At 63.2% G+C, this 23,368-nt stretch carries 25 protein-coding genes and 1 pseudogene; 9 read left to right on the forward strand and 17 right to left on the reverse strand.

The genetic code is table 11. From position 1 onward, the window contains the following. Positions 1–75: 75 nt before the first annotated feature. The 3 genes from EN885_RS22745 to EN885_RS22755 are packed head-to-tail and all read right to left on the reverse strand — an operon-like array spanning position 76 to position 2,808. Positions 76–978 carry an SDR family oxidoreductase gene (locus EN885_RS22745; protein ID WP_126104226.1) on the reverse strand — a complete coding sequence of 301 codons (903 nt, stop codon included), beginning with the start codon at positions 976–978 and terminating at the stop codon, positions 76–78. After that, positions 975–2,135 carry a tRNA epoxyqueuosine(34) reductase QueG gene (gene queG, locus EN885_RS22750; RefSeq protein ID WP_126104225.1) on the reverse strand — a complete coding sequence of 387 codons (1,161 nt, stop codon included), beginning with the start codon at positions 2,133–2,135 and terminating at the stop codon, positions 975–977. The genes EN885_RS22745 and queG overlap by 4 nt, the downstream gene beginning before the upstream one ends. Continuing rightward, a complete protein-coding gene (locus tag EN885_RS22755; RefSeq protein ID WP_095484740.1) occupies positions 2,116–2,808 on the reverse strand; it encodes a glutathione S-transferase family protein in 693 nt (230 codons plus the stop codon). Before EN885_RS22755 ends, queG begins: the two co-directional genes overlap by 20 nt. Before the next feature lie 192 nt (positions 2,809–3,000). On the opposite strand from EN885_RS22755, the gene EN885_RS22760 reads away from it, so the two are divergent. After that, positions 3,001–3,807: an undecaprenyl-diphosphate phosphatase gene (locus EN885_RS22760; protein ID WP_126104224.1), complete on the forward strand. Its 807-nt coding sequence runs from the start codon at positions 3,001–3,003 to the stop codon at positions 3,805–3,807. Between the two features lie 288 nt (positions 3,808–4,095). Continuing rightward, a complete protein-coding gene (locus tag EN885_RS22765) occupies positions 4,096–4,422 on the forward strand; it encodes a hypothetical protein (protein WP_126104223.1) in 327 nt (108 codons plus the stop codon). 17 nt (positions 4,423–4,439) lie between these two features. Here the strand turns inward: EN885_RS22765 and EN885_RS22770 are convergent, their stop codons facing one another. From EN885_RS22770 to rsmI, 6 genes are all read right to left on the reverse strand, one after another. Next, the gene (locus tag EN885_RS22770) at positions 4,440–6,473 is read right to left on the reverse strand and encodes a winged helix-turn-helix domain-containing protein (RefSeq protein ID WP_128242782.1); all 2,034 of its coding nucleotides are present in this window, start codon (positions 6,471–6,473) and stop codon (positions 4,440–4,442) included. A gap of 177 nt (positions 6,474–6,650) precedes the next feature. Next, complete coding sequence (locus EN885_RS22775) at positions 6,651–8,402, reverse strand: TRAP transporter large permease subunit (RefSeq protein WP_095484736.1); 1,752 nt, start codon at positions 8,400–8,402, stop codon at positions 6,651–6,653. After that, positions 8,399–9,067: a TRAP transporter small permease subunit gene (locus EN885_RS22780; protein WP_095484735.1), complete on the reverse strand. Its 669-nt coding sequence runs from the start codon at positions 9,065–9,067 to the stop codon at positions 8,399–8,401. The genes EN885_RS22775 and EN885_RS22780 overlap by 4 nt, the downstream gene beginning before the upstream one ends. A 75-nt stretch (positions 9,068–9,142) precedes the next feature. Further along, positions 9,143–10,282, reverse strand: coding sequence for a TRAP transporter substrate-binding protein (locus EN885_RS22785; protein WP_128242783.1), 1,140 nt, complete (start codon positions 10,280–10,282; stop codon positions 9,143–9,145). A gap of 252 nt (positions 10,283–10,534) precedes the next feature. Beyond that, a complete protein-coding gene (locus tag EN885_RS22790; protein WP_126104219.1) occupies positions 10,535–10,912 on the reverse strand; it encodes a YraN family protein in 378 nt (125 codons plus the stop codon). Further along, positions 10,905–11,834: a 16S rRNA (cytidine(1402)-2'-O)-methyltransferase gene (gene rsmI, locus EN885_RS22795; RefSeq protein ID WP_128242784.1), complete on the reverse strand. Its 930-nt coding sequence runs from the start codon at positions 11,832–11,834 to the stop codon at positions 10,905–10,907. Before rsmI ends, EN885_RS22790 begins: the two co-directional genes overlap by 8 nt. 167 nt (positions 11,835–12,001) lie before the next feature. Here rsmI and EN885_RS22800 point away from each other — a divergent pair, with 167 nt between their 5' ends. Continuing rightward, positions 12,002–12,193: a hypothetical protein gene (locus EN885_RS22800; RefSeq protein ID WP_101954466.1), complete on the forward strand. Its 192-nt coding sequence runs from the start codon at positions 12,002–12,004 to the stop codon at positions 12,191–12,193. 73 nt (positions 12,194–12,266) lie between these two features. On the opposite strand, the pseudogene EN885_RS34325 reads toward EN885_RS22800, so the two are convergent. From EN885_RS34325 to rph, 6 genes and pseudogenes are all read right to left on the reverse strand, one after another. Then, a pseudogene (locus EN885_RS34325) lies at positions 12,267–12,386 on the reverse strand (transporter); the annotation flags it as partial. A gap of 72 nt (positions 12,387–12,458) precedes the next feature. Beyond that, positions 12,459–12,782 carry a low molecular weight protein tyrosine phosphatase family protein gene (locus EN885_RS22810; protein ID WP_128242785.1) on the reverse strand — a complete coding sequence of 108 codons (324 nt, stop codon included), beginning with the start codon at positions 12,780–12,782 and terminating at the stop codon, positions 12,459–12,461. A gap of 67 nt (positions 12,783–12,849) precedes the next feature. Further along, positions 12,850–14,013: a radical SAM family heme chaperone HemW gene (hemW, locus tag EN885_RS22815; protein ID WP_128242786.1), complete on the reverse strand. Its 1,164-nt coding sequence runs from the start codon at positions 14,011–14,013 to the stop codon at positions 12,850–12,852. After that, entirely contained in the window at positions 14,010–14,672 is a 663-nt protein-coding gene (gene rdgB / locus EN885_RS22820) for an RdgB/HAM1 family non-canonical purine NTP pyrophosphatase (protein ID WP_128242787.1), read from the reverse strand. Before rdgB ends, hemW begins: the two co-directional genes overlap by 4 nt. Next, positions 14,672–15,082, reverse strand: a complete 411-nt coding sequence (locus tag EN885_RS22825) for a VOC family protein (protein WP_095484727.1) — start codon at positions 15,080–15,082, stop codon at positions 14,672–14,674. Before EN885_RS22825 ends, rdgB begins: the two co-directional genes overlap by 1 nt. 14 nt (positions 15,083–15,096) lie before the next feature. Beyond that, complete coding sequence (gene rph / locus EN885_RS22830; protein WP_095484726.1) at positions 15,097–15,813, reverse strand: ribonuclease PH; 717 nt, start codon at positions 15,811–15,813, stop codon at positions 15,097–15,099. Positions 15,814–15,947: 134 nt separating this feature from the next. Here rph and hrcA point away from each other — a divergent pair, with 134 nt between their 5' ends. The 5 genes from hrcA (at position 15,948) to EN885_RS22860 (ending at position 20,430) form a co-directional block, all read left to right on the forward strand. Then, a complete protein-coding gene (gene hrcA, locus EN885_RS22835) occupies positions 15,948–17,075 on the forward strand; it encodes a heat-inducible transcriptional repressor HrcA (protein WP_127205582.1) in 1,128 nt (375 codons plus the stop codon). Between the two features lie 148 nt (positions 17,076–17,223). Then, the gene (locus tag EN885_RS22840) at positions 17,224–17,421 is read left to right on the forward strand and encodes a hypothetical protein (RefSeq protein WP_029347942.1); all 198 of its coding nucleotides are present in this window, start codon (positions 17,224–17,226) and stop codon (positions 17,419–17,421) included. A 217-nt stretch (positions 17,422–17,638) separates the two neighbouring features. Continuing rightward, complete coding sequence (locus tag EN885_RS22845) at positions 17,639–18,256, forward strand: LysE family translocator (protein WP_095484724.1); 618 nt, start codon at positions 17,639–17,641, stop codon at positions 18,254–18,256. Between the two features lie 226 nt (positions 18,257–18,482). After that, on the forward strand, positions 18,483–19,463 hold the full coding sequence (cysK, locus tag EN885_RS22850; RefSeq protein WP_095484723.1) for a cysteine synthase A: 981 nt from the start codon (positions 18,483–18,485) through the stop codon (positions 19,461–19,463). Between the two features lie 340 nt (positions 19,464–19,803). Then, a complete protein-coding gene (locus EN885_RS22860) occupies positions 19,804–20,430 on the forward strand; it encodes a glutathione S-transferase family protein (RefSeq protein ID WP_128242789.1) in 627 nt (208 codons plus the stop codon). A 15-nt stretch (positions 20,431–20,445) separates the two neighbouring features. Here EN885_RS22860 and EN885_RS22865 read toward each other — a convergent pair whose 3' ends face one another. Together EN885_RS22865 and EN885_RS22870 are read right to left on the reverse strand one after the other, a co-directional pair. Next, complete coding sequence (locus EN885_RS22865) at positions 20,446–21,702, reverse strand: DUF6596 domain-containing protein (protein WP_128242796.1); 1,257 nt, start codon at positions 21,700–21,702, stop codon at positions 20,446–20,448. Beyond that, positions 21,702–22,055, reverse strand: coding sequence for a YciI family protein (locus tag EN885_RS22870; protein ID WP_095485097.1), 354 nt, complete (start codon positions 22,053–22,055; stop codon positions 21,702–21,704). The genes EN885_RS22865 and EN885_RS22870 overlap by 1 nt, the downstream gene beginning before the upstream one ends. A 260-nt stretch (positions 22,056–22,315) precedes the next feature. Between EN885_RS22870 and EN885_RS22875 the strand changes: the two genes are divergently transcribed. Then, a complete protein-coding gene (locus EN885_RS22875) occupies positions 22,316–23,275 on the forward strand; it encodes a TAXI family TRAP transporter solute-binding subunit (protein WP_126104208.1) in 960 nt (319 codons plus the stop codon). The last annotated feature ends 93 nt before the right edge of the window (positions 23,276–23,368 follow it).

The raw sequence follows: 23,368 nt of genomic DNA on the forward strand, positions 1-23,368 counted from the left end.
CTTCAACAGTTTCATGAAGCAGAACCCCTCTGCGAATTTAAGTCGAATCATATCATGCCCGGCGTAAGGTTTCGATCACGACCGCATCGGGCTGCGCGCCTCGCCGTCGCGCCATCTGCCGTCAGACCACATTTGGTCGAAGGCCGAGCGGTAGTCGGGAAAGCGAAAGCGATAGCCGGCAGCCTTGATCGCCGTGTTGGCGACACGCTTGTTCTCGCCATAGAAGGACCGCGCCATGGGCGAAAGTTGCGCGGTCTCGAACGGAATTTCGGGCGGCGGTGTGACGCCCATCAGCCCGGCGGCATAGGCGACGACATCCTGCGGCGGCGCTGGCAGGTCGTCGGTGACGTTGAAGATGCCGCCGCGATTGTCTTCGATTAAGTGCCAAAGCGCCCCGGCAATGTCGTCGCAATGGATGCGGTTGAACACCTGGCCCGGCTTGATCAGCCGCCGCGCGGTGCCGTTTTCTAGATTGACCAAGGCATTGCGGCCCGGTCCGTAAATGCCGGAAAGCCGCAGGATCGCCACCGGCCGGCCGATGTCCCGACCCAGTCTCAGCCAGTCCCGCTCGGCGGCGACACGCATCATCGAGCGCTTCGACACCGGCCGGCATTCGGCGGTCTCGTCCACCCAGCCGCCGCCATGGTCGCCATAGACGCCGACGGTGGAGAGATAGGCGATCCATTTCAGCGCCGGCATCTCCGTCCTAATTGTCTCGCGCGCCGCATTCAACACCGGGTCGCCGGCCTCTTCCGGCGCCACCGAGACGACGAGATGGGTTGTTTTCTCGAGCGCGTCACGGATTTCGGGCGTCAGCGCGCCATCGAAAAGCAGCGGCTGGATCCCGGCTTGCCGCAACGCTTCGAATTTCTCCGGCGCGCGTGTCGTGCCAAGGATCGTGCCGGCATCCTTGTTGGCGCGGGCAAATGCCTTGCCCGAATAGCCCGCGCCGAAAATGAAGATCTGCTTCTCGCTCATGCATGCGCCTCGATTTGATTTGCCAGCGCCAGGCGCCATTCGCTTTGCACGGCCTCGTCTCTTTCTGCCTTCAACGCGGCCGAGGCGCGTTTGGCAAATTCCGAAGCCGGCACAAGCCGTGACAGCGCCCATACCGCCGCCCCGCGCACCAGAGGCGAGGCATCGCCGAGCAGCGCGCGCACGGCCTTGCCGAGCGAGAAATCGCCGGAATTGCCGGCGGCGATCAGCACATTGCGGACAAAGCGGTCGCGGCCGATGCGCTTGATCGGCGAACCGGTGAACAAGGACCGGAAAGCCGCGTCGTCGAGCGCCAAGAGATCGGCGAGCGGCGGCTCGCGCAAGTCCGCGCGGGCGACGAGCTTTGCCTCCGACGCAGTCTGGGCAAACTTGTTCCACGGGCAGGCGGCCAGGCAGTCGTCGCAGCCATAGATGCGGTTACCGATTTTTTCCCGGAACTCGTGCGGGATCGGCCCCTTGCTCTCGATGGTGAGATAGGAGATGCAGCGTCGCGCGTCGAGCCGGTAGGGTGCCGGAAAGGCGTCGGTCGGGCAAACGTCGAGGCAGGCGCGGCAGGAGCCGCAGTGATCGTCCTCGGGCGTGTCAGGTGCAAGCTCGGCCGTCGTGAAGATGGTGCCGAGGAACAGCCAGGAGCCGTGCTCGCGGCTGACCAGATTGGTGTGCTTGCCTTGCCAGCCGAGGCCGGCGGCTTCTGCCAGCGGCTTTTCCATAACCGGGGCGGTATCGACGAACACTTTTACATCGCCACCGGCGCGCGCCACGATCTTGCCGGCAATCTCTTTCAGCCGGCCCTTCATCACGTCGTGGTAATCGCGGTTCTGCGCGTAGACCGAGATCGCGCCGCGGTCGCGCTTCACTAGGACCGCGCGCGGGTCGTGGTCGGGGCCATAGTTCATGGCGAGCACGATGATGGAGCGAACTTCGGGCCAAAGTGCTGTCGGCTCGCCGCGGCGCTCGAGCGTCTCGGCGATCCAGCCCATCGAGCCGTGAAAACCGTCGGCGACGAATTCGGCAAGCCGGGCCGGCGCCTGCGGAATGGCATCGGGCGTGGTGACGGCGACGGCATCGAAACCGGCGCGCCGTGCCTCGCGGTCGATCAGCGCGCGCAGGTTTTCCGCTTTAGAAATCGAGGTCCGCATAATGTGACACCGGCGATAGGCCGCGCACCCGGTCGGACAAAAGCGGCCGGAACGATGGCCGCGATTTCACCCGTGCATACCATTCGCGCGCGGCAGCGTGTTCGCGCCAGTCGATCTCGCCGAGATAGTCGAGCACAGACAGCGCAGCTGCAGCCGCGAGATCGGCATAGGTGACCTTGTTGCCGGCCAGCCATTGGCGGGTGCCGGCCAGCCAGTTGGTGTATTTCATGTGCTGGCGGATGTTGGCGCGCGCGGCACGGATCGCTGCCGAATCGGGCGAGCCGCCGCCCGCCGTTTCCGGCATGACCGGCTTCAGCACGCGCTCGCGCACCAGATGCCGCGTCACCTCGCTGTCGGCCTTGTTGAGATACCAGTCGGTCAGCCGGCGGATTTCGGCGCGCCCCATCGGATCCTCGGCGAACAGCCGCTTGTCGCGCTTGAGCACGCCGCGCGTCTCGTCGAGATATTCGCCGATGACCATGGCGCCGACGATCGGCACGTCGCCTTCGGCGAGCAGGATCGGCAGCGTGCCGGCCGGGTTCAGCGCCAGGAACTCCTTGCGCCGCGTCCACGGCTTTTCCTCGATCAGCGCCAGCTCCTCGCCATATTCGCCGAAGGCGAGGCGCACGAACCGGCAGGAGGCGAACATCGGGTGGTGGAAAAGCGTCAGCATGGTCCCGCGATAATAGAGCGCACTGGCAAATCGCCGGCTGCGCCGGTAAGTCTTAGCCGCCCCGATTCAGAGGGCCGCCCCGATTCAAAGGGCTGTCAGGGTGCTGCGACCTATAGGAGGAGTTCCGCGCCATGACAAGCAAGCCCTTTCGCAAGCCGTTCTTCAAGCTCTCACTCGAACGCCGAGGTTGCCATGGAAAGCCAGACCATCGTCGAAGCGCTGCTGCTCGGCATGATCGAGGGCATGACCGAGTTCATTCCGGTCTCGTCGACCGGCCATATCCTGCTTGCCGGCCATTTTCTCGGCTTCCACTCGACCGGCAAGGCCTTCGAGATCCTGATCCAGCTCGGCGCGATACTGGCGATCCTCAGCGTCTATTTCCATCGTCTGTGGCAGATGCTGGTCGATCTGCCGCGTGATCGGGTGACGCGGCATTTCGTCCTCGGCATCCTCGTCGCCTTCCTGCCGGCGGCCGTCATCGGTGCGCTGGCGCACGACTTCATCAAGACGGTGCTGTTTGAATCGCCGAGGCTGATCTGCATCATGCTGATCATCGGCGGCGTGGTCCTGCTGTGGGTGGATCGTCTCAAGCTGAAGCCGTTCTACCACGACGTCGAGCGGTTTCCGCTCAGGCTCTATCTGCAGATCGGACTGTTCCAATGCCTTTCGCTGATCCCCGGCACGTCGCGCTCCGGCTCGACGATCGTCGGCGCGCTGCTTCTGGGCGTCGACAAGCGGGCGGCTGCGGAATTCTCCTTCTTCCTCGCCATGCCGACGATGGTCGGCGCCTTCGCCTTCGACCTCTTCAAGAACCGCAATGTGCTGACCAGCGCCGATCTGCCCGTCATCGCCGCCGGTTTCATCGCGGCCTTCGTCGCGGCGCTGATCGTCGTGCGCTTCCTGCTCAACTACGTCTCGCGCCACGGCTATTCGCTGTTCGGCTGGTGGCGGGTGGTCATCGGCACCGTCGGGCTGGTTGCGCTGTTTATCTGGGGGTGAGGCGGCACAGTTAATTTACCGCCCAAGGCTCTATTTGTTCGCTGGCGTAGCAATGCCGTTGATGGTGGGGACGACCAACGTAGACCTGCCCCCGACCCATGCCGACCTCGCAGGATCGTTCTTGCCGCTTGCGTGCATTCCGTAGCCAAAATCGACTGCGTTCACCACTCTTCAGAACTTTTTCACGTCGATTTCATGACTTCGAACGACCCCTCGCGTTCTCTCTCACAAGCCGTCCCCACCAAGCCGTCCCCACACGGTTCGGGCGTCGAACTGAGGAGATAAAAGATGATCAACCGCATCTTGGGAATTCTCGTGATCGGCGCGGCGACCACCGCGTCCGCTGGTGATGATCTGAGCCGTCACATTCTCGAACGGGCAGCAAGCTGCTGGCCTACGCAGACGGCGATGCGCGGAATCAGCTTCAGCGCCGATGTCCACGTCAGCTTCACGCGCGAGGGTCAAGTCAGTGCCATCGAAATCGTCGACGTTGCGCCACAGACCGAGACGTTCCAGGCCTTAGCCAAGGATTTCGCTGACGCATTGAAGCAGTGTGGCCCGTACGGTACCGAAGGCGTGAGCGAAATGGACCTCAATCTCTCATGGCCGCTGTAGGCGCGGCGAAGTTGCTGCTACTTCGTCACCGAGAATTCGTAACGCTTGAAGCGAGACAGAAGTATGTATTCGTTCCTGGCTCCAGATATGCCGCTCAGGTTGCGGAACACAGCGCCACAGCCCGTCAGTTTACGCGGATACGCGCTGCACAAGCTGTCGCCCTGCACCCACATCTGACCGGTCACGACCTCCTCACCAACTGTTCTGGTCACGCTGCTGTCTGCCGCAACCACAGCATGGTAGGCTAAGACATCGGGCAGAATCTGGCGTCCCGTTAGCTCGTGTCCGATTATGAGATTCCCGATGTCGACGCCGTTCATCCGTTCAGCGGATTCCGGCTCCATTCCGGCGGGAAGCTCAGAAACCCCCGCCTTCCTCAAGCCATCGAGCAGGCGAGCGATGTCCTCCGGCCGCTTGTAGACGAAGAACTGCTGCGCGATCAGCAAGTTGGGCTGCCCCTCTTGCATGTCCGACAGCATGCGTCGGAGCTGCCCTAGGGCCGAGGCCGCTTCCGGCAGGCGATCGAGATGCGCAAGCGCCGCGACAAGAACATGCAGGCCGTAGAACTTCGTCCACGGATTGGGGGAGCGGACATCGACCTGCTTAAGCTGCGCGACCGCCTCCTCGTAGCGGCCTTGGCCGAACGCCGCCAAGCCAGCCTGATAGTGTCGCCACTCCGTCCATCCGGGATCGACGCGTAAGGCCGCATCGAGAAAGGTTCGCCCCTCGGCCGGCCTGCCGTTGAAGTTGAGGGCCTGGCTCAGCCCTTCGTAGGTCCAGGAATCGCTCGGGTCGAGCGCTATCGCCTTTTGCAGGGCAGCCACCGCCTCGTCGGACCTATGCTCTCGGACCAGAAGTTCGGAAATCAGCTGATAGTAACCGGGAGACGGATTTCCGGCAGCGATGGCCAGACTGCCGTAGAGCTCGTTGTCGATTTCGGTCCAACTGATCCCGAGAGCTTGCCTCCTTACCTCGTCGGCGTCCCAGTGGAGCCACGCCAATTCCGCGGCCGCCGCGCCGAAATCGGCGTCCAGCGCCAAGGCTTGGCGAAGGAAGCCCGATGCTTCCACCGTGCCCGATGGTGTATCCCTTCGTCGCGCCTCGATAGCGCGTCGAAACGCCTGGTAAGCTTCCGGGTCGTCAGTATCACCGGACACGGCGAGGTTTGCTTTTCCCGGGACCAGCTTCAGCTGCAGCGCGGCGACAATTTGACCGATCACCTGATCCTGGAGCTTGAACACGTCGGTGAATGGACCTTCGAACCGCTCGGCCCAGATCTGCCCAACAGTCGAGGCATCAACCAAATGCGCATTGATGCGCACCTCATCGCCGAGACGTCGAACGGAGCCCTCCAGCAGATAGCGGACGCCGAGCTCTTTTGCGATCTTCGCCGGCGGCAGACCGCTGTCGCGATATGCACGCGCGGCATTGCGCGAGACCACGAACAGGCCGGGAACGCGCGCCAGCTCTGTCGTCAGATCGTCCGCGAAACCGTTGGCAAGATAAGCCTGTGCCTCGGCTTCGCTGAGATTTGCGAACGGCAGAACCGCGATCGACAGGGAGGTCGGCACTTCCGTTTCAAATGTGGGCCTCCAGATGAACACCGCGACTGCGGCAGCGATCGCCAGTACAGCGACTACAAACATCAGGCCGCGCCGGGCTTTAATTTCGCGCGGATCAGAAGAGGCAGTGCCGTAAATCTGCGGGTAGGAATCGTGCGGTATGCCGGGCGCTTCGGTTTCGGGGACAAAGCGATATCCCCGTCGCGCGACTGTCTTTAGCAGGCTCTGCTTCTCGTCGCCGATGGCTTTCCTGATTTCGCTGATGCACTGGGAAAGGCTGTTTTCCGTCACCGCGATGCTGGGCCAGACGGTGTCCAGGAGCTCCTCCTTGGTCACAACACGGTTGGCGTTGGCGACCAGATGCTTCAGCACCGCGAGCGATTGAGGCCTCAGCGGGACATCTTCACCATGCTCGCCGTGCAGGAGACCGGCGTCGAAATCGAACTCGACACCGTTTAGAACAAGGCTCGGCGGATTGACCAGGGTCAAAGCTGCTCTCGATCATCGTTCTGATCGTTCGGGCGGCATGTTGCTCGGCAGGCCGCCTTGACCTTGAGAATCGGCGCCTGTCGCCGAAAGTCAACTGGCGTTTGAAAGTCGGCATTATCTCCCCGGGAAGAAACCTTCGCGCTGCGATCGCAAAAGTCCGGAAATGGCGGAGTCTTCTCAGCTGCCGTAAAGATAATTCGGAAGCCAAAGCGCCATGCCGGGCCAGATATACATGAGGACCATGCAGAGGATGACGATCAGCATGTAGGGCATCATCCCGGCGAATATCTGGTTGAGCGTGACATGCGGGGGCGAAACGCCCTTGAGATAGTAGGCCGACATCGCGACCGGAGGTGACAGGAACGCCGCCTGCAGATTGACGAAAACGAGAACGCCCCAGAGAACCGGATCGATGTCGAAGTGCGTCAGCATCGGTAGGAAGATCGGCACGAAGATGATGATGATCTCGGTCCATTCGAGCGGCCAGCCGAGAATGAAGATGATCGCCTGCGACAGGATCATGAATTGCACGGGCGTCAGGTCAAGCGCGAGCACCCATTGCTCGAGAAGTGCCTGGCCGCCGAGGATCGCAAAAACGGCGGAGAACAGCGCCGAGCCGACAAAGAGCCAGCAAACCATGGCTGTGGTCTTGGCCGTCAGGAACACTGCTTCCTTGATGCGCTTCCAGTCGAGCGTTCGCGCCTGTAACGCCAGCAGAAAGGCACCAGCGGCGCCGACTGCCGCGGACTCGGTCGCCGTCGTGATTCCGAACAGGATGACGCCGAGCACGACGACAGTAAGTATGGCCAGCGGCATGACCGACGAGACCAGGAGCTTTACGACCTCGAGCCGTTCGGCAGTCATGTTCCGGTAGTAACGGACGAGCACCACTGCGGCGAGTGCTGCGATGATGCCGAAGGTGGCGTAGAAGCTGGTTGCCGGCCCTGCGTCCACTGCGGGTGCGCCGAGTTCCTCCACCGCCGGAGCGCCGAGCTGCTCCAATCCCTCTGGAGCTTCGACGTCGGCCGATGCCTGCGGATGGATGACGACATACCACCACACCAGCAGGAGGGTGAGTGCTGTCAAGGCGAGGGGCACCAGCGCAGCGCAGAAATTCTTGAACAGCTCCCAATATGTGAGGCGTCCGTTCTCCGTCTCGAGCGCCATCGCCCTGGACGGCGAGAACAAGGCGGAAAGAAGTCCAACAAGCATGTTGCGCGAGTAAACTGTCTGAAGGCTTCCCATCCACGCAGGCACCGGAACCTTTGTTTGATTCTCCGGCAAAGGCGGGGCGATCTTCGGACTGATTGTCGCCCAGCCAAGAATGTAGACGAGATAGAGGAAGGCGAGGAAAAAACCGGGGAACATCGCCGCAGCGTAGAGCTTCACGACGGACTGGCCTGCAACTGCCGCATAGACGATGATCATGACTGACGGCGGGATCAGAATGCCCAGTGTGCCGCCCGCGGTGATCACGCCGGAAGCGAGCTTCACATCGTATCCGGCGCGCAGCATCGGATTGAAGGCAATCACCCCCATCAAAACCACAACGGCGCCGACGAGGCCACTGGCGATGCCCCAGAAGGTGCAGACAATGAGCGTAGCGATGGCCAGCGACGCCGGTACTCGTCGGAACGAAAGCTGGATGCTGTAGAACATCTTGTCGACCAGCGCCCCGCGTTCCATCACGTATCCCATGAGCACGAAAAGCGGGATGGAGATCAGGACGTCGTTGGTCATTGCCCCATAGGTGCGCTGGACCATCAGATCGAAGACGCGGTTGTCGATCCAGTGCTCCGCAGGGTTGTAGAACGCGTAGAACCCGAAGAACATGCCAAGGCCCATCAGCGTGAAGGCTGTCGGGAAACCCATGACTATGACGACCACGATGAGCATGAGCATCGTGAGTCCGAGGGCTGGATCGCTCAACTCTGCAGGTCTCCACCCATTCCGCGCTGGCGCGCTTGCTCGTCTATCTTTTGTGCGCGCTCGATCGCGGTCTTGCGCGTCTCTTCATCCACATATTCGCTGAGCGCGAGCTGTTCCTCCACGACGTCGATCTCCGCAACGTCCTTGCGCCGGCTGGGCCATTGCCCGGCCCTGAGACAGACGATGCAGCGCACTATCTCGGCCACACCCTGGAGCATCACCAAGGCGCCGGCCAGCGGAATGACCGACTTGAAGTGGTAGATCGGCGGACCCTCCGCTGTCACGGTCGAATGCTCCCCGATCCGCCATGAAATCGCGGCATAGTCGTAGCCTGCATAGACGAGGGCCGCGATCCCCGGCAGGAAGAAAACCACATACAACAACAGATCGAGCGCGGCTTGGGTGCGGGGCCGCATCGAGCTGTATAGAAAGTCGCCGCGCACATGTGCATTCTGCGCCAGCGCATAGGCTCCGGCGAGCATGAACAGCGAGCCGTAGAACATGTTGCTGGCGTCGAATATCCACGCCGTGGGCATGTTCAGGATGTAGCGCTTGAAGACCTCGACGCAGACCAGCGTCATCAGCCCGATGATAAGCCACGCCGCGGCCTTGCCGACCCACGTGCTGATTGCATCGACTGTATTCAGGAAATGCTGGACGTTCATGCGCGCCCCCGGATGACGGGTACCTTGGTCAGAAGCATCACCGGGCCGCTGCCCGGTGATGCCCGAACTCACGGGTCAGAACTCCTTCGCCACACCGCCCTGTCCGAAGTAGTGATCGAACGCCAGTCGCCGGCCGACGACGGTGTCCTGCTCCCACCGCGTTGCCCGCTCGGCAAAGGCGATCTGGGAGAGGATGATTTCCTTGAAAGCCGGGTTTTCCGCCGCCTTCTTCTTCACGACCTCGTCGTAGACCTCCAATTGTTTCTTGAGGATCGCCTCCGGCGTCTTGTAGAATTTGACCTTATCGGTCGTCTGCATCTCCACATAGTCTTTCGAATAGCGGTCGATCGCCTTCCAGTGCATGTCCTGCGAGGCCGCCTCGACCGCATTGGTGATGATAGCCTTCATCTGGTCAGGCAAGGCGTCGTATTTCGCCCTGTTGAACAAGATCTCGAACTGCTCGGCATTCTGGTGATAGCTTTGCAGCATGCAGATCTTGGAGACGTCCGGGAAGCCGAGGGCCCGATCGGACGAGGCGTTGTTGAACTCGGCCGCGTCGATCAGGCCGCGATCCAGAGCCGCGACGATCTCGCCGGCCGGCAGCGCGTTGACTGCGGCACCGAGCGCGGTGAAGACGTCGATCGAGATGCCGACGGTGCGGAATTTCAGGCCCTGGAGATCCTCGGCCTTCGCCACCGGCTTCTTGAACCAGCCGAGCGGCTGTGTCGGCATCGGCCCGTAGAGGAACGAAACGACATTGGCGCCGATGGATGCGTAGAGCTTTGCGAGCAGCTCCTTGCCGCCGCCGTATTTGTGCCAGGCGAGCAGCATATTGGCATCCATGGCGAAGCCCGGACCGGAACCCCACAGCGCCAGCGCCGACTGTTTGCCATAGTGATAGACGACCACGCCGTGGCCGCCGTCGAGCGTTCCTTGCGACACCGCGTCAAGCAGGCCGAAGGCCGGCACCACGGCGCCCGCCGGCAGCACCTCGATCTTCAGGTCGCCGCCGGTCATGTCGTTGACCTTCTTGGCGAAATCGAGCGCGAATTCGTGAAAGATATCCTTGGAAGGCCATGTGCTCTGCCAGCGCATGCTGACCGGCCCCTGTGCCTTGACGACGCTCGGCGCGGCAACGATCGCCGCAGCTGCCACGGCCGCCTCGCCAAGGAACTTGCGGCGCGACCTCATATTCTGGATACTTGCTTTGGTCATCGGTTCCTCCCGAAGGTGTCGGCTTTTCAAGCCCACGTCCGACAATACTACTCAAAGACGGCCCAGCAAAAATTGCAGCGCACGTCCCATTCGCCTAAACTAGTGCGGTTCTCTCTTAAGGACAGGGGCCGGTACTTTCCCAAGCAATGGGCGAATAGCAGTTACGCGCGCGACGATAGCGCCCACACGTTCTTCCCGGCGATAAGTGTTGCGGCTACTGTTACATTCTGGCGCTGATCAATGAATCCTGAGCTAGTTTCGCCCGTAGAAAACATTCTCGACATGCACCGGCCAGCGCCACGGCAGCACCGCGACCATGTCGAAGCGCACCGACAATCGTCCATAGTCGGACTGGCGCGACAGCCAAAGATCGGCAGCGCTTTCGATGCGGCGCTCCGACTCGTAAGCGATAGCCTCCATGGCTTCCATCAGCGTGCGGCGCGCCTTCACCTCGACGATCAGCACCAGGTCGCCGCGCCGCGCGATCAGGTCGATCTCGCCGAACCGCGTGCGATGGCGGCGCGCCAGGATCCGATAGCCTTTCACCATCAATGCCGCGGCCGCCAGCCACTCGCTGCGGTGGCCGCGCCGATAGGCCTGCCGGCGGCTGGCGACCGGGCGTTCAGCCATCGCCGTCTTTCTTGATCTCCCCGTTCTTCCCGGTCTCCTTGAGCTCGAGCAGTCGCCGGTAAAGCGCCTGCTTCTGGCCGCCGGTCATCTTGGCGGCTTCCGCCGCCGCCTTGGAGGCCGGCATCTCGGCGGCAAGCGAAAGTAGCAGCCGATCAATGTCTTCAGGCTCGTCGGCGGTCGCTTCCGACGGGCCGACGCAGATGACGATCTCTCCCTTCGGGGTGTCGGCTGCCTCATAGTGTTCGGCGAGCGACTGCAAGGTGCCGGTCCGCATTTCCTCGAAAGTCTTGGTCAATTCGCGGCCGATCGCAGCTTTGCGGGCGCCGCCCAGCGCCTCGACCATGGCACTGAGCGTCTCGGCCAGCCGGCGCGGTGATTCGAAGAAGATCAGCGTCGCCGGCACGGTTTTGAGCGCTTCCAGCCGCGTCAGCCGCTGTCCGGTCTTCACCGGCAGGAAGCCGGCAAACAGAAACGCGTCGGAGGGCAGGCCGGAGGCCGTCAGCGCCGCAAGCGGCGCCGACGGGCCGGGGATCGGCACGACGCGAATGCCTTGATCGAGGGCTTCGCCGACCAGCCGGTAGCCGGGATCGGAGATCAGCGGCGTGCCGGCGTCCGAGATCAGCGCCACGCTCTGGCCGGCCAGCAAGGCCGCAATCAGTTTCGGCCCGGCCTCCCCGGCATTGTGCTCGTGATAGGCAGTGGTGCGACGGCGGATGCCGTAGCGGTCGAGCAGCACACGGCTGACCCGCGTATCCTCGCAGGCGACGATATCGGCGGCGGCCAGCGTTTCAAGCGCGCGTAATGTGATGTCGGCGAGATTGCCGATCGGCGTCGCCACCAAATAGAGCGCCGGCGCGAGCGGGCGGGCTGATATCTCGGTCTGGCCGATTACATAGCTGCGTTTTGCCAACTCGCCGGCCACCGGTGTCCCCTGTCAAGCTCTGACACTTGAATGCATCCGGCCCTGTTTGGCACGGCTCACGCCTGGTTGCAAAACCTGCGCCGAAGTGAAGCGGCCGCCATGCCTTCGCCACAGTACGGAACGAAACCATGCCCGGCAGATTTACCCCTGATCTCGGGAGGAGCAGGATGGACAGCCTCAAGATACAGGACGCTTTCGAACCCTACTATGCAGGGCGCAAGCGCTTTGCCGCGCGAAAGGACAAGCGCCAGCCTGCCAAAGCCGGCGCGGGCCTGGCCAAAAAGCCGCGAAAGCGTCGTCCTTCAAAGGCAACCAACCTGGAAATCGAGCCTTCGACCGGTAGCACGATGGAGCACTGACCAGACGATGCCCAATCGCTTCGACATTTTCATCACCCGCCTTGAAACGAAAAGCTCCCGCAATGGAGCGCCCTCACACCCCATAAGCGATCAAAACCGTGCCCGCCGCGATAAGGGCGACGCCGAGCCGGCTCGCTCCGGTGAGACGGACGCCGAGAAAGACCACGCCAAGCGCCGCCACAAGCACGACGCTTGACTACCGCAACCTCGCGATTGGCCGAGACACTTCTCACGAAAGCGCCGGTGAAAACGCTCAGCCACATCATCAACCCAGATATTTCGAGACGCGCGCTTCCAGAAGGCGAACTAAGACCGGGTCCATAAATTCATAATCGTCCGGAATATCGAGGCAGATCACACGACCCTTCTTCAGGCTGGCCTTGAATTTCTTCTGCAGTTTGGCGCGGTGCGCCTTTTCCATCACGAAGATGATGTCGGCCCAGGAGACGAGGTCGTGCGTCAACGGGTTGTCGGCATCATGGTTGGTACCGGCCGATGCGACCTCGATATCCCTGCGGCCGCAAAACACCTGTTCCGCGGTCGGGCTGCGCAAGCGGTTCTGGCTGCAGACGAAGAGGACGTTCTTCAACGGGTCCCATCTTCCAGTTTGAACATGATCTGGTCCGAAACCGGATCCCACTTTTCGGGATCATGCTCTACCGCGCCAGATCCGCCACTACGGCGTCGAGCACGATCATGCCAGCCGGCGTGGCGCGCAGGCGGGCATTGCCGATCGGCGCCACCAGCCCCTCGCCCTGCAGCACCGACAGCCGCGCGGTCGACAGGCCGCGGCCGGAAAACGCCTCGTAGCGGGAGAGGTCGATTCCCTCGGCCAGCCTCAGCCCCATCAGCAGGAATTCGTCGGCCTCTTCCGAGCGCGTCAGGGTCTCGCCGCCGGTGATGCCATGGCCCTTGGCCTCGACCAGATTGGCCCAGGTCTCCGGCATTCTTTCGGCGATCGTCACCACGCGGCGGCCGTTCTCGACGAAGCGGCCATGCGCTCCGGGACCAACGCCGACATATTCGCCATAGCGCCAATAGGTGAGATTGTGCCGGCTCTCGGCACCTGATCTGGCGTGGTTGGAAATCTCGTAGGCCGGCAGTCCATGCGCGGCGGTGATCTCTTGCGTCAGCGCATAGAGATCGGCGGCGTGGTCGTTGTCGGGAATGGCGAATTTCCTGGCCGCATGGAGCGCGTGGAATGGCGTGCCTTCCTCGATGGTCAGCTGGTAGAGCGACAGATGGTCGGCGGCGTGGCCGATCGCCCGCTCGAGCTCGGCCTGCCACGCTTCCGGTGTCTGGCCGGGCCGTGCGTAGATCAGGTCGAAGGACAGCCGCGGAAAGATTTCACGCGCCAGGCCGATCGCATGCAGTGCTTCATCGACATCGTGCAGCCGGCCGAGGAACCGCAGATCCTTGTCGTTCAGCGCCTGCACGCCGAGCGACACCCGGTTGACGCCTGCCGCCCGGTAGCCGCGAAAGCGCTCGGCCTCGACCGAAGAGGGGTTGGCTTCCAGCGTCACCTCGATGCCATCGGGCACCGTCCAGTTCCTCGCCACCGCGTCCAGCACCGTCGCCACGGTTTGCGGCTTCATCAGCGACGGTGTGCCGCCGCCGAGAAAAATGCTGGTCACCTCGCGCGGTCCGGTCCGGTCGCGCATCGTCGCAAGCTCGGTCTCGAAGGCGCGCGCAAAACGCTCCTGGTCGACCGGCTGGTGGCGGACATGGCTGTTGAAGTCGCAATAGGGGCACTTGGCCGCGCAAAACGGCCAGTGGATGTAGACGCCGAAGCCGGGGCTACGGTCGAGCAGCATGGTCATTTCACGCCCGATCGTGCCAAATCCAGTCTGGCTTGCGCGAATTTCTGGAAGGCGCGGGCGCGGTGCGACAATGCCGTCGGCTGGCCGGGCTTCCAGCCATGTTTTTCCTCAGCGGTCATCTCGCCGAAGGTCTTTTCGAAACCGTCCGGCACGAACACCGGGTCGTAGCCAAAACCGAGTTCACCGCGCGGCGGCCATACCAGCGTGCCCTCGACCTCGCCGCGGAAATATTCGGCCGCGCCGTCTGGAAAGGCGAGGCAGATGACGGCGACGAAGCGGCCCTTGCGCTGAGCCGGCGCGACCGCGCCGATTTCCTGCAACGCCACTTCCGCTCGCTGCATCGCCATGCCGAAGTCGCGAGACCCGTCCGGCGCCTCGGCCCAGTTGGCGGTGTAGACGCCGGGCGCTCCGCCCAGCGCATCGACACATAGGCCGGAATCGTCCGACAATGCCGGCAGGCCTGTCGCCTTGGCTGCGGCTGAAGCCTTGATTAAGGCGTTCTCCTCGAAGGTGGTGCCGGTCTCGTCCGGCTCCGGCAGGCCGTATTCCTTGGCCGACTTCGCTTCTATGCCGAATGGTGCCATCAGATCGGCGAATTCCCGCAGCTTGCCGGCATTGTGGCTGGCGACGACGATCTTATGTCCATCAAGCGAATGCATCAGATGCCCCAGATTCTTGGCTCGGCGAATTCGATCGAATTGCCGGAGGGGTCGCGAATATAGATCGACCGGCCGCCCTGCGGCCATTCGAACTCGCTTTCGATGGCGATTTTCTTCTGCTCGAGATGCGCTTTCCAGCGCACTATCTCGTCCGCGCTTGCGGCAAAGCAGAGATGGCCGTCGCCGACCGTGCCGTGCGGCGGCACTTTCAGCCTGGCGTCGGGCGCCGGCGGCACCTTGGTCGCCTCCGCGTTGAAGATGAGCAGCACGCCGTCCCCGCAACGGAAGAAAAGATGCCTGCCGTCGACCTTGCCCAGCAGATCGAGCCCAAGCACGCCGGAATAGAAGTCTTCCGCGGCATCGAGGTCGGTCACATAGAGGGCTGATTCGAGGATGGCGGTAGGAATCATGACAGAACCGAAAATTAACCTACAGCCATCTGCTGTAGGCTAACCAGTCGCGCAATGCCCTTCTTGGCCAGTTCCATCAGCGCCGTGAACTGCTCTTCAGAGAAAGGCTCACCCTCGGCCGTGCCCTGGATCTCGACGATGCCGCCCTTGCCGGTCATGACGAAGTTGGCGTCGGTGCCGGCCGAGGAATCCTCGAGATAGTCGAGGTCGATGACCGGCTGACCGTCATGGATGCCGCAGGAGATCGCCGCGACATGGTCTTTCAGCACCTTGGCGACGCTGGCCATCTGTCGAGCTTCCATCCAGCGCAGGCAGTCGTAGAGCGCCACCCAGCCGCCGGTGATCGAAGCGGTGCGCGTGCCGCCATCGGCCTGGATCACGTCGCAGTCGACGGTGATCTGCTGCTCGCCGAGCGCCTGCAGATCAACCACGGCGCGCAGCGAACGGCCGATCAGCCTCTGGATTTCCAGCGTGCGGCCGCCTTGCTTGCCGGACGAAGCTTCGCGGCGCATGCGTTCGCCGGTCGAGCGCGGCAGCATGCCGTATTCCGCCGTCACCCAGCCCTTGCCGGAATTGCGCATCCAGCCCGGCACCTTTTCCTCGAGGCTGGCCGTGCACAGCACATGTGTGTCGCCGAATTTCACCAGGCACGAACCTTCCGCGTGCTTGGAGACGCCACGCTCGAAGGAGATGGCGCGCATTTCGTCGAATTGGCGTTTGGAAGGGCGCATTCAGGCTTTTTTCCTATCTTTTTCGGAATCGTGGCCGGCTTGTAGCCGCATGGCGCGCAGGGCGCAAAGGAAAATGGCCGGTTGCGCGGGCACCGCCGAAGTCTATATCTTTGGGCCGGAGGTATTTGGCTCGAATGACCAAGGCAGTCGATCCCAGTTCCCAGTCGCCCGTGCTTCAGTCGCCCGCATTTCAATCGCCCGGGTTTCAATCGCCCGCGTTTCAATCGCTCGACATGCGCTCGCGCGACATCTTTCGGCGCATCGTCGATTCCTACCTGAAGGACGGCGAGCCGGTCGGCTCACGCAGCCTGTCGCGGATTCTGCCGTCTTCGCTGTCGCCCGCGACCATCCGCAACGTGATGAGCGATCTCGAGCATCTCGGACTGATCTACGCGCCGCATATCTCGGCCGGCCGGCTGCCGACCCAGGCCGGCCTGCGCTTCTTCGTCGATGCGTTCATGGAGCTTGGCGACCTCTCCGATGAGGAGCGCCGCACCATCGAGGCACAGGTGCGCGCCTCCGGCTCGGGCGCGACGCTGGAGCATATGCTTACCGAAGCCAGCCAGATGCTATCAGGCATGTCGCGCGGCGCCGGCCTCGTGCTTGCCGCCAAGAACGAGGTGGCGCTGAAGCACATCGAGTTCATCCAGCTCGAGCCGACCAAGGCGCTGGCCGTGCTGGTATCGCAGAACGGCGACGTCGAAAACCGCGTCGTCGATCTGCCCGCCGGCATCACCGTTTCGCAATTGCATGAAGCCTCGAACTTCCTCAACGCCCACATCCGCGGCCGCACGCTGGCCGAGGCGCGGATCGAGATCGCCCGCATCAAGGAAGAAACCAGGGCCGCCCTCGACACGCTGTCGCAGGACTTGGTCGAAAAGGGCCTGGCGGTCTGGGCAGGCGCCGACAGCGGCCTGCCGGCGCGTCTCATCGTGCGCGGCCGCGCCAATCTGCTGGAAAACGTCACGGCCCAGGCCGACATCGAGTTGTTGCGGCACTTGTTCGAGGATCTGGAGACGCAGGACGGGCTGATCCAGCTTCTCGATCTTGCCGAGGAAGGGTCCGGCGTGCGCATCTTCATCGGCTCGGAAAACAAGCTGTTTTCGTTGTCGGGCTCGTCGCTGGTCGTGGCGCCCTATCGCGACAAGGATGCCCGCGTCATCGGCGCGCTCGGCGTCATCGGCCCGACCCGGCTGAACTACGCACGCATCGTGCCGATGGTCGACTATACCGCGCAGCTTATTTCCCGCATGCTGCGATAATGCATGTCGCCCAAAAGCCTGCCCTCGGGCTTGACCTGTGATGCGCAAGCGGTTTTGGGATAACGACATGCATAAAAACAAGAAAGCAAAGCGCGTCGCAGGAACCCTTCAAACGCGACGCGCTTAGGCCGGACCTAAGGAGAAAAAAATGGCGCTGGAATCGTTCAAGGCCCAGATCAGCCTGTTGCTCGAGCAGATGATCAACCAGCCCGAGGATCAGCATGAAGTGCAGGAGCAGCTACGCGAAAAGCTGAGGGAAATGCGCGCCATGGGCCTGCCGCTGCCGGCCGATCTCGTCGCGCTGGAAAAGCGCCTCGACGACGATTTCTACGCAGCCGGAAACTGAGTTCTGAAAACCGATCGATTCCGTTTCAACTCTCCGTGTGCGCGTCATGCGCGTCACCTACGGCAAAAGTCCGTCCTGATCGGCGAGTTCGCCCGGCCGGTAGTTCTGGTGCAATCGAATCCGGGCCTCAGGGAGTACACGCCTGCCAGCCTTTGTGCGACAAGGCGCAGTCTTAAAAGTCGATTCCGTTTTGGGGTCATGCGCTAAGGCCGAAATCATGACCCTCACCGGATTCCTCGCCTACAGCGCGGCCCTCGGCATCGCCGCCGCCATTCCTGGCCCAGGTCTCACCGCGCTTATTGCGCGTGCGCTTGGTTCCGGCTTTCGCTCGGCGCTCGCCATGTCTTTCGGGCTGATGCTCGGCGATCTCACCTATCTCACCGCCGTGGTGCTCGGCCTGGCCCTCGTCGCTCAGACCTTCGGCATGGCCTTCCTGGTAATCAAGTGGCTGGGCGTCGCCTATCTCGCTTTCCTTGGCTGGCGCTTCTGGACGAGCGGCATCACGCCCGAAACGGTGGAGGCGAAGAAAGGCAGGGGCGGGCTGGTGTCGAGCTTTATTGCCGGCCTCGCCGTCACGCTAGGCAATCCGAAGACGATGATCTTCTATCTCGCCATCACGCCGACCATCGTCGATCTGAAGACCATCACGCTCGCCGATTACGGCATCCTCGTCGCGCTGACGCTCTTCGTGCTGCTGGTGGTGCTGGTGCCCTATCTGGCGCTGGCGGCCAAGGCGCGCGGGCTCCTGAAGTCGCCGCGTGCGCTGCGGGTGCTGAACCGCACCGCCGCCGGTTTCATGGTCGGAGCAGCGGCTGCGATCGCCGCCCGGCAATAGGCATCTCGCGGTCGAGCCATTCCTAAACAGGACACCGCCTGAAATGCTTTTCCAGGCCGAAGCTGTTTTCAGCATGCGTCCCACTCGGATATTTTCAACCGACAGACTATCTTGCGCGGCGGATGGCCCTATCTTATGCCCGCCTGACACTTGCCTGACTGACTCTGGCCAACCTGACTCTGGCCGGTCTGACCTCTGGCCCATCTGAACTCGGGGAGCGAAACCAATGAACAAGCCCGCCACCACCGCGCATGTGCCCGGCCGCGGCCGCATCTACAATTCGATCACCGAAACGATCGGCGACACCCCGCTGGTGCGGCTCGACAAGTTCGCCAATGAAAAGGGCGTCGTCGCCAATCTGCTGGCCAAGCTCGAATTCTTCAACCCGATCGGCTCGGTCAAGGACCGCATCGGCGTCTCGATGATCGAGGCGCTGGAGGCATCGGGCAGGATTGCGCCCGGCAGGACCACGCTGATTGAGCCGACCTCGGGCAACACCGGCATCGCGCTCGCCTTCGCCGCCGCCGCCAAGGGCTACAAGCTGATCCTGACCATGCCGGAGACCATGTCGGTCGAACGCAGAAAAATGCTGGCGCTGCTCGGCGCCGAACTGGTGCTTACCGAAGGGCCGAAAGGCATGAAGGGCGCCATCGCCAAGGCCGACGAGCTGGCCGCGACACTGCCCGACGCCATCATTCCGCAGCAGTTCGAAAATCCGGCCAATCCGGAAATCCACCGCCGCACCACGGCCGAGGAAATCTGGAATGACACCCAAGGCGAGGTCGACATCTTCGTCGCCGGCATCGGCACCGGCGGCACCATCACCGGCGTCGGTCAGGTGCTGAAGCAGCGCAAGCCCTCCGTGCATGTCGTCGCCGTCGAGCCGGAAGCCTCGCCGGTGCTGTCGGGCGGCCAGCCCGGCCCGCACAAGATCCAGGGCATCGGCGCCGGCTTCGCGCCGAAGATCCTCGACACGACGATCTATGACGAGATCGTCAAGGTCTCCAACGAGGATTCGGTCGCCAATGCCCGGCTCGTCGCCCGCCTCGAAGGCGTGCCGGTCGGCATCTCCTCGGGCGCCGCCCTCCAGGCGGCGATCGTCGTTGGCTCTCGGCCGGAGAACAAGGGCAAGAACCTGGTGGTCGTTATTCCATCCTTCGCCGAACGCTATCTGTCGACGATCCTGTTCGAAGGGCTGGGTGCTTAGGTCCTCGACACGGGAATTCCGATAGATTCGTAGCATTCCTTCGCGCCCCCCTCTGCCCTGCCGGGCATCTCCCCCACTTGGGGGGAGATTGGCAGCTTCAGCGCGCAGCTCACTCCTGCAACGTTGGCGGTTGGCGAAAGTCGGAATGATGGCCGATCTCCTCCCGTGTGGGGGAGATGTCCGGCAGGACAGAGGGGGCGCTGTCCCGCCGGCATCAAAAGTTCCGCGGCGACACTTCGGTCTGGACCGCTGAATACCTGTGGCGGCCGCCGCTCGCTTGAGTAAAGTGGCGCTTCCGGTCAGATCGTCGCCGGCCTTGCATCGGCTGGCGGAGGATTTCATGTACAAGCTCTATACCCGTGCCAATACCGGCGGCTTTGTCGTCGAGGCGGCGCTCGCTTTGGCGGGTGTGCCTTTCGACCAGGTCGACGTTCCGAAATCGACCTCGCCCGATCAGGCCTTTCTCGACATCAGCCCCTTGAACCAGGTGCCGGTCCTGGTCTTGCCGGACGGAAGCTCGATGACCGAGTCGGCGGCGATCTGCATCCTGCTTGCCGAACGCCACCCGGAGGCAGCTCTGGCGCCGGCAGCGAACTCGCCCGCCCGCGCCGATTTCCTGCGCTGGATGACCTTCATGTCGTCGGTCATCTATCAGGCTGACCTGCGGTTCTTCTACGCTCATCGCTACACCGCCGATCCCGGCGGCGTGGACGCCGTCAAGCAGGCGGCGATCTCGGAAATGGATCGCGGCTTGGCCATTCTCGATGCTGCCCTCGAAGGCCGTGACTGGCTGGTCGGCAACCGGCTCTCGCTGGCCGACATCTATCTTATCATGCTGGTGGCCTGGCATCCCGAGATTGAAAAGGTCCCCAGCGCCTGGCCGAACATCGAACGCCTGTGGGCCAAGTTGCGGGAGCATCAGGTGATGAGGACGCTGAACGCCTCCCACGCCATGTGGCCGGCCTGAACGGATCGTGTTGCGTCAGTCTTTTGCCGCGCGGCTGAGCCCAGCCCGTCGTTCCTGCAGGAACCGGCGCACGGCAGGATCGCGTTCGAGGCCGATCGCCCGGTCATAGGCCTCAGTCGCTTCCCGAGTTTTGCCGAGCCTGGCCAGGAGGCCCGCGCGGGCGGCCCAATAAGGCTGATAATCATGCAGCCGCTTGTCATCGCCAAGCTCATCAAGTGCGCTCAATCCCGCCGCGGCGCCGTCGGCTTCGGCAATGGCCACCGCGCGGTTGATCGATACCACCGGCGAGGCGGCAATCACCGACAGCGCGTCGTAGAGATGTCTGATCGCGACCCAGTCGGTCCGGCCGGTCAGCCGTCTTGTCGTATGGGCGGATTGCACGGCCGCCTCGAGCTGGTAGCGACCGACGACGCCCTTGGTCGCGGCGCGCCGGAGCAGTGTCTCAGCTTCGTCGATCAAGGCGCCGTCCCACAGCGCAAGCTCCTGCTCGGCCAATGGCACATAGTCTCCGGAGGCACTGCGCCGCGCCGCACGCCGCGCCTCGGCAAACAGCATCAGCGCCAGCAGGCCAAGCGCTTCCGGCTCATCCGGCATCAGCGACGCCACCAGACGGCCGAGCCAGATGCCTTCGGTCGCGAGATTGCGGCGCCGGGTTTCGGTGCCGGCCGGGTCGGACCAGCCCTCGGCGAACGCGGCGTAGATCGCTTCCAGCACCGCATCCAGCCGCTCGCCGAGCTCGGTTCTTTCAGGCACCCGGAACGGAATGCCGGTCTCGCGGATGCGGTTTTTGGCGCGCACCAGGCGCTGGCCCATCGTTGCCGGTGACACCAGGAAGGCCGAGGCGATCGTCGCCGCGTCGAAGCCCAGAATGGCCTGCAGGATCAGCGGCGCTCGCACGCCCGCCTCGATCGCCGGATGGGCGCAGGCAAACATCAGCCGCAGCCGCTCGTCGGGCAGGTCTTCATCGATGATGCGAGCCTCCATCTCCTCGGCGATCAGCCTGAGATGGTCGCGGCCCGCCTCGCTGGTCAGCCGCCGCCGGATGGCGTCGACGCGGCGCCGGCGCGCCACCGCCAGCAGCCAGGCTTCGGGCTTCTGCGGCACGCCGGTTTGCGGCCAGCGCTCCAGCGCCGCCGCAAAGGCGTCGGCCAGGGCGTCCTCGGCGCTGACTACATCACGCATGCGCGCGGCGAGATAGGCGATCAGCTTGCCGTAGCTTTGCCGGGCGGCCGCTTCCGCCGCCGCCCGCGCGATGTCAGGCCGTTCCGATATCACATTGTCTGTTCCCAGATCGGCCGCACCTCCACCGTGCCGGTGCTGGCACCCGGACAGCGCGCCGCCCAGGCAATCGCGGCATCGGCATCCTCGGCCTCGATCATGTAGAAGCCTGCGAGCTGTTCCTTGGTGTCGGCATACGGGCCGTCGAGCACGTTGGTCTTGCCATTGGCCATCCGCACCGAGGTCGCGGCCTGGGTCGGCTTCAGCCGGTCGCCGGCCAACCAGGCGCCGGACTTCTTCAACGCCTCGGTATAGGCGCCATAGGCTGCGCTGATCTCGTAGGTCTTGTCGGTCGGCGCGGCCGCCATCGCGGCTTCGTTCACGTAGATCAAAAGCATGTATCGCATGGTCTTCTCTCCCATGTTCACAGGGCCGCATCATTGCGAGCCGGACGTATGTCGCGCGGCCCGGCCCGATTTCGACAGGCGTCGGAAAAATCTTTCGGCTCCGATGGCGTTTTACGCAAGCGGCCATGCGTTGCGGCATCACTCAGCCGTTCGTCTAATGGATACTATTGCGGGTTGGCATTTCCCGCCCGCTGTCTAAACTCGCCTCGGCTCGTGCTGGGAGGGTGGCACGGCCGCTGATATTTCAGGGAGGAAATCGTATGCTCAATTTCAGGACGAAGTTTGTTGCCGCCGGCGCGCTGGCGCTGTCGCTGGGCCTTGGCGCGGTGTCGGCCAAGGCGCAGGAATTCATCAACGTGCTGACCGGCGGCACCTCGGGCGTCTACTATCCGCTCGGCGTCGCGCTGTCGGAAATCTACGGCAAGGGCATCGAAGGTGCCCGCACCCAGGTCCAGGCGACGAAAGCTTCGGTCGAGAACCTCAATTTGTTGCAGCAGGGCAAGGGCGAGATCGCCTTCGCGCTCGGCGATTCCGTCAAGCTGGCCGCCGAGGGCAATACCGAAGCCGGCTATCCGGGCAAGCTCGACAAGCTGCGCGGCATCGCCGCCATCTATCCCAACTACATCCAGATCGTTGCCAGTAAGGAGTCCGGCATCAAGACGCTCGCCGACCTCAAGGGCAAGAGCCTGTCGGTCGGCGCGCCGGCCTCCGGCACTGAGCTCAACGCCCGCGCCATCTTCGCCGCCGCCGGGCTGAAATACGAGGATCTCGGACGGGTTGAGTATCTGCCCTTCGCCGAATCGGTCGAGCTGATCAAGAACCGCCAGCTCGACGCCACGCTGCAATCGGCCGGCCTCGGCGTCGCCTCGATCCGCGACCTCGCCACCTCGGTGCCGATCAACGTCGTTGCCGTGCCGGCGGAGGATGTCGCCAAGATCGGCTCGCCCTATCTTTCGGTGACCATTCCTAAGGGCACCTATGAGGGCCAGACCGAGGATGTTGCGACCGCCGCCGTCGGCAACTTCCTCATCACCAGCGCCGACGTCTCCGACGAGACCGCCTATCAGATGACCAAGCTGCTGTTTGAAAATCTCGACCAGCTCACCGCTGCCCATGCCGCCGCCAAGGCGATCGACCCGGCCAAGGCGCTCGACGGCATGCCGGTGCCGCTGCATCCAGGCGCCGAGAGGTATTACAAGGAGAAGGGGCTGGTGAAGTAAGGGCGCTCCCTCCCCCTTGAGGGGAGGGTGCCGAGCGAAGCGAGGCGGGTGGGGTCGGTTCAGGCCGCGCACTGCCGCAACGACCCCACCCGT

This window comes from Mesorhizobium sp. M6A.T.Cr.TU.014.01.1.1 (assembly GCF_004022765.1).
GTDB lineage: Bacteria > Pseudomonadota > Alphaproteobacteria > Rhizobiales > Rhizobiaceae > Mesorhizobium > Mesorhizobium mediterraneum.